Annotated in this window: 13 protein-coding genes; all 13 read right to left on the reverse strand. The window is 56.6% G+C overall.

The window, feature by feature from the left end; all coding sequences use genetic code 11:
- Positions 1-144: 144 nt before the first annotated feature.
- Complete coding sequence (locus PG722_RS13320; RefSeq protein WP_118280949.1) at positions 145-486, reverse strand: plasmid mobilization protein; 342 nt, start codon at positions 484-486, stop codon at positions 145-147.
- On the reverse strand, positions 486-668 hold the full coding sequence (locus PG722_RS13325; protein WP_003500078.1) for a DUF4316 domain-containing protein: 183 nt from the start codon (positions 666-668) through the stop codon (positions 486-488). The genes PG722_RS13320 and PG722_RS13325 overlap by 1 nt, the downstream gene beginning before the upstream one ends.
- A 12-nt stretch (positions 669-680) precedes the next feature.
- Positions 681-1,304 (reverse strand): hypothetical protein, encoded by a 624-nt coding sequence (locus tag PG722_RS13330; protein WP_330674715.1) that lies wholly within the window; start codon positions 1,302-1,304, stop codon positions 681-683.
- Positions 1,305-1,403: 99 nt separating this feature from the next.
- Complete coding sequence (locus PG722_RS13335; RefSeq protein ID WP_012741674.1) at positions 1,404-1,805, reverse strand: cysteine-rich VLP protein; 402 nt, start codon at positions 1,803-1,805, stop codon at positions 1,404-1,406.
- Positions 1,806-1,997: a hypothetical protein gene (locus tag PG722_RS13340; RefSeq protein WP_330606046.1), complete on the reverse strand. Its 192-nt coding sequence runs from the start codon at positions 1,995-1,997 to the stop codon at positions 1,806-1,808.
- A 2-nt stretch (positions 1,998-1,999) separates the two neighbouring features.
- Entirely contained in the window at positions 2,000-2,647 is a 648-nt protein-coding gene (locus PG722_RS13345; RefSeq protein ID WP_117567872.1) for a DUF4366 domain-containing protein, read from the reverse strand.
- Positions 2,634-2,900, reverse strand: coding sequence for a DUF4315 family protein (locus PG722_RS13350; RefSeq protein WP_005927622.1), 267 nt, complete (start codon positions 2,898-2,900; stop codon positions 2,634-2,636). The genes PG722_RS13345 and PG722_RS13350 overlap by 14 nt, the downstream gene beginning before the upstream one ends.
- Positions 2,901-2,922: 22 nt before the next feature.
- On the reverse strand, positions 2,923-4,590 hold the full coding sequence (locus PG722_RS13355) for a C40 family peptidase (protein WP_270580831.1): 1,668 nt from the start codon (positions 4,588-4,590) through the stop codon (positions 2,923-2,925).
- Between the two features lie 279 nt (positions 4,591-4,869).
- Positions 4,870-7,299 carry a VirB4-like conjugal transfer ATPase, CD1110 family gene (locus tag PG722_RS13360; protein WP_442867858.1) on the reverse strand — a complete coding sequence of 810 codons (2,430 nt, stop codon included), beginning with the start codon at positions 7,297-7,299 and terminating at the stop codon, positions 4,870-4,872.
- Positions 7,217-7,603, reverse strand: a complete 387-nt coding sequence (locus PG722_RS13365; protein WP_003500106.1) for a PrgI family protein — start codon at positions 7,601-7,603, stop codon at positions 7,217-7,219. Before PG722_RS13365 ends, PG722_RS13360 begins: the two co-directional genes overlap by 83 nt.
- Before the next feature lie 44 nt (positions 7,604-7,647).
- A complete protein-coding gene (locus PG722_RS14285) occupies positions 7,648-8,466 on the reverse strand; it encodes a DUF7007 domain-containing protein (protein ID WP_442867859.1) in 819 nt (272 codons plus the stop codon).
- 42 nt (positions 8,467-8,508) lie between these two features.
- On the reverse strand, positions 8,509-8,931 hold the full coding sequence (locus PG722_RS13375; protein ID WP_117613993.1) for a SpoVG family protein: 423 nt from the start codon (positions 8,929-8,931) through the stop codon (positions 8,509-8,511).
- 43 nt (positions 8,932-8,974) lie between these two features.
- Positions 8,975-9,448 (reverse strand): VirB6/TrbL-like conjugal transfer protein, CD1112 family (locus PG722_RS13380; protein WP_270580833.1); only part of this gene is annotated, 474 nt, incomplete at its 5' end.

Consider the following 9,448-nt stretch of genomic DNA (forward strand, 5'->3'; position numbering starts at 1 on the left):
CTCTATTTTATCATGCTTGCCCGGGGACATAAATGTTGCGAAAGATTAGTAAATCCTGTCCCAAACTTTTGGGTCATACTGGCCCGAAGTGGTAAAAAAAGAGCAGGGCGGCAAGCCCCGCAACGGAAGCCTGCCGCCCTCGTCTTACTTTGCCACCAGCTCGGAAAGCTCCCGCAGCACCTTTGACACCTCGCCCCACAGCTTTTCATAGTCCCGCTTCAATCCGTCGATTTCCTCCGGGTACACGCCGTAGGTATGCGCGTGTACGGCGACCTGATTGAGATTGTTGGAACAGCGTCTTTGCAGAGAGATCAATTCTTTTATGGGCGCAAGGTCAACGTGCAGGATATACCCGTTCAGAGCCATTTTCCGTATATAAGCCCCGGCGTTGGAAATGCCCGCCTCAGCCATCCGTTCATGGATGGCTGCCAGCTCGTCCGGCGTTACCATGACGTGCAGATGGACATTCCGCTTGCGGTTCTCCATCAGCGTTCCAGCTCCCGGCCTTTCCGGCGCTCTTTGGGCTCCTTTACCTTATCAAGCGGTTTTGCGTCCAGCTCCGGGGGCGTGGGTGGGATAGGCGTGTTGTTGGGTACGCCGTCGATCATGTTGCAGTTCTGCTCTGTGGAGAGCTCGGCGGTTTTCAGATAGTTGTCTTTTTCGTGCATGGCGATCCTCCTTTATCGTTCCTCATGGTTTTTATGGCTCCGCCTCTGGCCGGGCTCCTTCGGGGGTTCCTGCCCTCTGGTTCCGTCTTTGAGCCGGGCAGTAATGGATGGGCGCACCCGGTCAAGATTGCCCGGTGCTGGTTTCAGTTCATAATCCTCCATCTGCTTTTCGGTCAGCGGCTTTGCGTAGGTCAGTTCGCCCCATGCCATCAGCCTGCCGTCTGCCACAGGACGCCGCCTGTCGTCATCGTAGTTGACGATGGAAAGAGGCTGGTTATCCGGCGGCTTCGGGTAAGTTCCTATGTCCACGGGCCGCTGGGTGGAATAATAGCGGTAAACACCCTCCGGTCCCAGCTCGGTATGCTTGACCGCCGCATGGTAAAGCTGCTGATAGTCGTCCACTCGGCGGTCAAAGTCCCTCTGCGCCCACGCCTGACTGGTTCCATAGCGGCCCCAGTAGTAATCCCGATGGCCGTTTTCCCCCTCGGTAAACTGCCAGGTCACAAAGGAGCTCGGCGCTCCCGGATTATGCCCCAGCGCAAAGCCGTGTCCGGTTTCAAAGGTGGCAGCTTTCAAAATCACATATCCTTGTACTGTCTCCAAGAGATACCTCCTTTCTGTGCCTCGGGCTAACATGACCCGAAGTGCTGGATGTTACGAAATAAGAGGGCAGACCGGGGAGAAATGTAATAAGATATTCCCACCCCGGAAACACCCTCAAAAAAGCCCGGAATGTCAAGCCTTTGGAGGCGGCAAATCGTAACAGCCGCCCGGCCTTTTCTCCCGCATTTTCCTCATGCGTTCCCGGCTTTTTCGGCGGTTCCCTTCGGCCTTGCAGGCGTCGGAACAGTAGGCTTGACGCCCCTCGGGCAAAAACGCCTTTCCGCAGACCGCACAGGCTCGCAGCTCCGGGGAGATGCCTTCCGTTGTCAACGACGCTTGAAGCTCCGGGTTAAGAGGCAGGACAGCCTCACGAAAATAACGGCAGTACGCCCCTGTCCAGCACTTGTGCAGCATATAGCAGGCACAGTCAAGAGGAAGGCACAGGCCGCTTTCCCGGTCATAGTTGGCGCACATCCCCGTGACAAGAGAACGGATTTTCTTCTTCTCGTCACGGGTCAGCTCCCGGGCGTCCATTTAAGACTTCGGGCCACGATGGCCCGAAGGGCGGGACTCCACGATCAGCGCCCGGAACTTCTTCCGGCACTGTTTTTTCTTTCCTTTGCACTCCTTGTAATAACGGCATCCCTTACAAGGGTCGTCATTGTTCCAGCCGGGGTGCGGTACTTCCTTCATCATTCGTTCAAAAGGGCTGCTTGTAAAATTCATTCTCATTCCTCCGTATCTTCCTCCCACGGCGGGGTATCTTCGTCCTCGGGTTCCTCTGCGATCTCCTCCAGCTCCCCGTCCTCATATTCGCAGTAATCATCTTCCAAATCCGGGGCCTCATGCTTCGGCTTGTAAATCTTGAAATAGTAACCAATCCCACCGCCGGCCAGCACCACCGCACCGATCAGGAGCAGAGAGAGAAGGGGGCTGTCCTTTTTCTCCGGCTCGGGTTCCGGTACTTCCTCCACAGGTTCGGTGGGCTTTGGCTCTGGCTCCGGGGTCACTTCTTTGGGCGGTTCCTTACCCTGTTCGGCAAGAGGCAGAAGGTCGTCTGTGGTAACGGTATTGAGGAAATAGACGTTCTCGCTGGTTTTCTGTTTGTCGATCACCAGATAAAACACGCTCTCGTCTGCGGTGGTGATGGTGTAGAACTCCTTTCCATCCTCGTCGGTGGCGTTGTCCACCACGGTTCCCGTCCCGTCCGGGGTAAAGGGGTTCTGGGTTTCCGGCTCTGCTTCGGTTTCTGCCGGGGAGGGAGCTGTCTCCGGCTGCGGCTCGCTGCTCTGTGCATAAGCCGGGACTGTAAAGATCAGGCAACACAAAAGGCTGGCAGCCATCGCCGCCAGCCTGCGAAATTTAGTTTTCTTCATGGGCCGTGTCCTCCTTTTCGGGTGCCTCCGGCTTCGGGTCAGTATGGCCCGAAGCGGTAAGGCTGTTTTTGGGGTCATTCAGAAAAGCCATCAGCTGGGCGGGTGTCAGTTTGAGGGAGCGCACCGCCTGCACGATCTGGCTGTTTTCTTCCTCCTGTTTCTGCTTTTCCAGCTCCCGGATTTTAGCCTGCCACTCGGCAGCCTTCTCCCGGGCTTTTTCCAGTTCCTTATCGAGCTTGTCGATCTTGTTCATGCAAGGACTCCTTTCCTCTGGCTCACAAACGCCCGAAGGCATAGAAATGTGTCTGCCAGTAGCTTGAATTGATGTTTGCGTATTGGATGGGCGAACCACAATGGAGCATCATCCCGTCGCCCACATAAATCCCCACATGGGATACAGGGCCGGGGCTGTCATAGGTTCCCGTGAAAAAGATAATGTCGCCGGGCTTTGCCTCGGAGGGGGAAATGATAGCACACTGATTATAAATGCCCTGCGCCGTGGTACGGGGCAGGTTGTGGACGCCGCTGGCCGTGTACACCCAACAGACGAAACCCGAACAGTCAAAGGAGGTGGACGGGCTGGAGCCGCCCCACACATAGGGCCAGCCGATGTACTTTGTGGCTTCTTTCATGAGCGCCGCAAAAGCCGGGTCATCCAGCGCCTCGCCGGGTATCTCATAGCTGGGGCCGGTATCTTCGCCGCCGTTGTAAATCCCTTCCCACAGATAGGGTTTGTTGCCTTTGAGCTGCTGCATAACGGTGTAGATTTCCCGCTGCTGTTCGTTAAGCCTCGGCAGGATCACGGCGGGCAGCGTCTTGTTTGTGAGGGTCACATTGAGAATGTAATACTCATAGGGGACTTCCTCGGTGGTGGTTTCCCCGGTCTCCGGGTCGGTGCTGGTTTCGGTGCGGTAGCGTATCTCAACTTCCTCCGTCAAGGTCAGTTCATACTGTGCCTCGAAAATCTCCCGCAGCTCGTCCTGCACCTGTTCACGGAAATACACATGGTACTTTGCCGAGAGATAGGACGCCAGCTCATAGGGGTTATGGCCGATCTCGTCCACGGAATAGCGGTACTCGTCATAGCCGGGATGGGTGCTTTCGATGTTCGCTACCGTCTGCGCCAGCTCGTTTTCCAGTGCCGTGTAGTCCTCGTCCACGCCCAGCAGGTCCGTATCCTCCGAGGCGTAGGAGGTGCCGGATAACGCATTGGCAAGGCCGCTGCCAAGCGTGGGGAAAATGGAACTTACCGCCGACACAAGAAAACAGAGCAGCAACAGCAGGAGCAGGACCAGCACCGCCACGGGATGACGGGTCACAAACTGCGCCGCCCGACGGGTCGCAGTTCCCGAAGCGGCAGCGGTTTTCTTTGCGGTCTTTGCGCCCTGTTTTGCAGCCGCCTTTGCTTCTTTGGAATACCGGCGTTTCAGTTTCCATTTCTGCTGCACACGGGAAAGCGGATTGCTGGCAAGCTCCGGGTGCTCGGAGGCCATCTTCTGAAAATCCATATTGGCCCGGGCTTTTATGTCCTTCCGTTCCCATTTTGCCACCTTCCGGGCCGGGTGCTCCCGCCAGCGGCGTTTGGCATACCGGGTCAGTTTCCGGGCTCCGGCCTCGGCCACAAGTTCCGACTTATGGGCTCCTTCCACACCCACATTTTCATGCTCAACTTCGTGGATCTTGTTGTGGACATAGAACCATGCTTCTGTACGGGCTCCCCGGACAGCTTTCTTCGCAAGCCCCGGCGGCTTCTGCGCCGCCCGTTTCGCCTCGACCTTATCCAGCTTCTCCCGGGCCTTTCCCAGCTTTTCCCCGGCGCGCTCCGCTTTGGCCTGCGCCTTCTGGTACTTGTCCTTTTTACTCCCGGCCTTCTCGGCGGAGCCCTCCGGCTCCTGTGCCCTGCCGGTATCCTGCGGCCTGCTCGCTTCATCCTCCTGCCTCATGCGGTCAGAGGGACGGCTTTTGCGGCTGTCCTCTTGAAACTTGCCGCTTTTGGACTTCGGGCCATCATGGCCCGAAGGACTGTCCTGCCCGGCATCCTCGTCCTCAAACCGCAGACGTCGGGACGGTGCGGGGGAAGGTCCTTCCCGTTCTGCCGGTCCGGGGCGATTGTCCCCGGTATCCTCCGTCGGCCCCGGCTTTTGAAAATTCCGTTTATCCGGTTTCTTTCCGATGGCGTATCCCTCCTTTCCGAACCTCGGGCCAGCATGGCCCGAAGTGTGTTACGCCCGGTTCATTTCCTGTTTTTTGTCCTCCGGGCGGGTGGTCATAATGGCGTACAGCTCGGTATTCTGCGGGAAGCGGTCAACAAATGGGATGGTGGTATTCCCGAAGAACAGCAGCCCTTCGCCGGAATTGGTATGGGTCACATAGGAAAGCTGGTGGGGGCTGATCCCAAGCTGTTTGGCTAAAATCTGCCGGTCCCCCTGTGCCTGCGAGAGCAGCACAAGGAAGTCCGAGTTTTCAAAGATGTTCTCGATCTCCGGGCTTGCCAGAAAATCCTTTACATTCTGCGTTAAAGCACTCGGAACGCACCCTTTTTTTCGCAGCATTTTCCAGATCGCCACACAATAGCTTGCCGTCAGACGGTCACGGAGCAGCACATGAAATTCGTCGAAGTAGCACCATGTAGCGATACCGCGCAGGAAATTCATGGACACCTGCGAGTTTACCAAGTCCTGCATAATGAGCATGGCAATCGTCCGAAGCCCGGCCCCCAGCTTTTTTAAGTCAAGGCATACCAGACGGCGGTTCAGGTCCACATTGGTTTCATGGTTGAACACGTTAAGGGAACCCGACACATAGATTTCAAGGGCAGTTGCCAGCCGTACCGCCTCGCCCTCCGGCTGGGAACAGAGCAGGTCATACAGGGTTTGGAGGGTCGGCATTTTGCTTGTTTCCGGGTCCTGCAAATGTTCCCGGTACATCTGGCGTACACAGCGGTCAATGACGGTCCGCTCCACCGGCTGCAAGCCATCCTTGCCGCCGACGATCAGCTCCATTAGCGACAGGATAAAGTCGGCTTTCAGCGCCATCGGGTTTTCCTCGTCAAAGCTCAGGTCAATGTCCATCGGGTTGATGTGGTGGGGGCTGTCCGGGGCGATCTCGATGACCTGTCCGCCCAGCCGCTTGATAAGGGGCGAGTATTCGCCCATCGGGTCCACCACAATGATCCGGTCACGGGTGGCAAGGAACACGTTCACAAGCTCCCGCTTTGCGGCAAAGGATTTGCCGGAGCCCGGCACGCCGAGGAACAGGCCGTTGGGATTTTTGAGCTTTTTCCGGTTTGCCATGATGACGTTATGGGAAAGTGCGTTGAGCCCGTAATAGACGGCTTCGCCATCCATGCGGAGCTCCTGCGTCATAAAGGGAACGAAAATGGCCGTGGAGCTGGTCGTCATGCCACGCTTGATCTCAATGCCGTTATGACCCAGCGGAAGGCTGGAAAGAAAACCGTCCTCCTGCTGGAAGTCCAGCCGCTTCAAGGTGCAGTTGTATTTCTGGACGATACCCGACACCGTGAACAGGTCATTGTCCAGCTCCCGGCGGGTCGGGGCCATGTTTACCACAAGGAAGGTCAGCAGGAACATTCTTTCATTCCGGCTCTGTAAATCTTCCAGAAGGGTCTTTGCGTCGTTGCTGTACGTTACAAGGTCGGGCGGAAGTATGTCCATGTCGTACCCTGACCGGGCTGCCTTCTTTTGTTCCTCCACCTTCATCTTGTCAATGTCGGAGACTTTGGCCTTGATAGATTTTACGGCGGCGGCCTGATCGACGGTTTGGATATGGAGAGTGATGGTCATTTCCGCATCCATTTCCAAAAGCTCCGCCAGCAGCTTGTCCGAGAGCTCTGAGGCCAAAATCTGCAAGTAGGAGGCAGCGCCCCAAGTCGTCCCCACCCGGAACAGACGGCTGAAACGAAAATCGAAACTGTCCGGGGCGATAAAGTCTTTGGTGGAAAGCCCGGTTTTTGGGATCATATCCCATGAAAACCGGAAGGGGGAGCCGCTGCCGGGGTGGAGCTGCCCGTGAAGAAGCTCCAGCCGTTCCAGCCCCGAAAGGGAACGGCACTTGACGCCCAGCTTTTTGAAGTTCCCGCAAATGTCCGCCTCTACACGTTCCAGCCTTGCCCTGGCGGTGGAAAGGTCGTCCACGTTCACGCCGAAGGTCAGGAGCTTTGTGCGGACAATGCCGTTGTTGCTTTTGGCGATCTGGTTTTCCAGCATTTCCACATACTCGCACCGGACGCTGTTGTAATCGTCATCCTGCATGGGGATGTTCACGCTGTACCGGCTGCCCGGGCGGCTCCGGTGGTTGAGGAAGGAAAGCTGGAACGGAAGGCTGCTGTCAAAGTAGTTGAGGCAGGCGCTCCACCCATCAAAGATGGCTGCCTGATCCTCGGACTGTGCGAGCTGATAGTTGATGTCCTCGTATTCAATGGTTTTGGTGTAATAGCGGTCCGCTACCCGGCACACCCCGTCCCGGTACATTTCCCGGTAAGGGAGGGTCTGCTGGGCGGTGGTGGGAATGTTCTTTCCTTTCGTGAACAGGCCGAGAAGGCCTTGCTTTTCAGGCTTTTTGCCTGCGGGCTTTCCGGCCCTTCTGCTGTTTCGCAATCGGCTGCGCCTCCTTTCTGGCGCTAAGCAGCGCATAGAAGTTTTCGGTTTTGTAAGGCCGCACACGGGGATAGAGGAACCGGGTGCGGATGATGTTTTTCAGCACTTTTTCCAGCGGCAGACCGTCTCGTTCATACATAGCCAGAAAGAAGAACGGGAGCATGAGGCCGATCATCAGGAACATGGCGGCACTGTTCCCGATACTGCCACGGGAAAACAGGTAAGCCGGGAGGCCCACCGCCGCCGCGCTGGAAAAACAAACAAGCTGGCGCTTCGTTAGGTTGAAGGCCAGCTTTGTCTTGATTTTGGAAAGGTCTTTTGGTACTGGCACATAGGCCATTTTGGTACACCTCCTTTATTGCTTCGGGTCAGCATGGCCCGAGGTTATCTTGCGGCCTCTTTGGCCGGGGCTGTGCTGCGGGCAGCTTCGGCGGCCTCTCGTCCGCTCTGCCTTGCCCGCCAGTATTCGGGGTGATACTGCCGTATGGACTGATTGAGTTTTTCTTCAAACTGTCCTTTGTCCTTAATGCGGTCAGGGATTTTCCACAGCTTTTTGTCCAGCAGCTCCCGGAGCACTACGCTTTCCTGTGCGTCCTCCTCATAGCAAATATAGCCCTTGTCCTTGAAGCCGCATTTTTTGGCCGCTGGGGAGAGGACGGCGGCTACCTCGTTTGCCACCATCGTTCCGCCGTGGCTGGCGGTAGATACCAGAAACACCCCCGGACAGAGGGTTTCACAATTCCACAGCTTTTTGTCCAGCAGCTCCCGGAGCACCACACTTTCCTGTGCGTCCTCCTCATAGCAGATATAGCCCTTGTCCTTGAAGCCGCATTTTTTGGCCGCTGGGGAGAGGACGGCGGCTACCTCGTTTGCCACCATCGTTCCGCCGTGGCTGGCGGTAGATACCAGAAACACCCCCGGACAGAGGGTTTCACAATTCTGCACCTCGCCCCACGGGGAGCTTTTCGGCGCATGGAACATTCCGCCCGTCCGGCTCCGGTCTGCCTGCATGAGTGCTGCCTTTTCTAAGATGGCTTTCAGTTCCGGGGAAAAATAGGCATATTCCCGAAGGACACGGGCGGCCTCCCCGCCGCAGGCGTTCATCAACAGGGTATAGGCGTCGCTATCCGCTTTGGTACAGCGGCCCAGCAGTTTTCCGTCGTAATAGCAGGCCGCGTCATAGCTCGTCCGTTTGCGTGGCATGGTTCCCGCCTCCTTTCTGCTTCGTGCCAGCATGGCCCGAGGTCAACGCTCTGCACTGCGGCTGGGCTTTTCCTTCGGAGGCCGCTCTGCCTTTGCCTGTTCGGCAGCCGCTTTTCCGGCTTTGAGTTGGTCGCTGATGGACGCACGCCCCACAGAGCCGCGCTCCGCCATCTGTTCCAACTTTGCCTCATAGGCTTGCAGAACAGCAGTATTGAGCTGTTCTCGGAACTCCTTTGTGACAGGGTAGGCCATATCCCGGTAGCCGCCTTTGCCGTCCGGCTGGCTGGGCATCCCAAGAAAGAGGCCCTTGCTGCCCTGTACGATTTTCAGATTTTCCACCACAAAGCAGTCATTGAATTTCACGCTGGCAAAGCCCATGAGGTTTTTCACAGGTTCGATGACCCGCACGCTTACATCCAGCTTTATAGGGGCGGCTGGTGTTCCGCCCGCAGTTTTTTCCTGCATGGATTTCTCCTTTCCGCTTCGGGTCAGCATGGCCCGAAGTCTCTTAATGGCAGCCGAAGATGGATTTTGCAAGACTGCCTGTTTTGAATAAGGTAAAACACAGCAGCACCGTATATCCCACGCAGCCCCAGATCGCCCCGATGGGGTCGCCGTCGGCGGCGATACTCTGGATCAGCACCGCATAGATGGCAACACAGACCAAGATCAACAGACCTTGAAAGCCCACCGCAAAGAGGGAGCGGAAATAGTTCTGCCCCATGTGTCCGGTTTCCCTGTTGGGGACGGTGGCAAACGGGATAGGCGCTAAACTTGTGAGTAAATAAATTTCAATCATACGGCCATATACGATAACGAAGATCACGATGTTTAAGGCAATCATGGTAAGCTGGATCAGGAAGGATTGTAGCCAGAGTCCGAACAGAGGGCCTAACTCCATCGCTTCAAGCTCTGTCCGCAGACTGTCCAGCACATCCGGCGTGATCTCTGTCCCGTTCTGGATAATGCCCGCTGACTGCTG

Source organism: Butyricicoccus sp. OF27-2pH9A, from assembly GCF_027693185.1.
Taxonomy (GTDB): Bacteria; Bacillota; Clostridia; order Oscillospirales; family Butyricicoccaceae; genus Agathobaculum; species Agathobaculum butyriciproducens.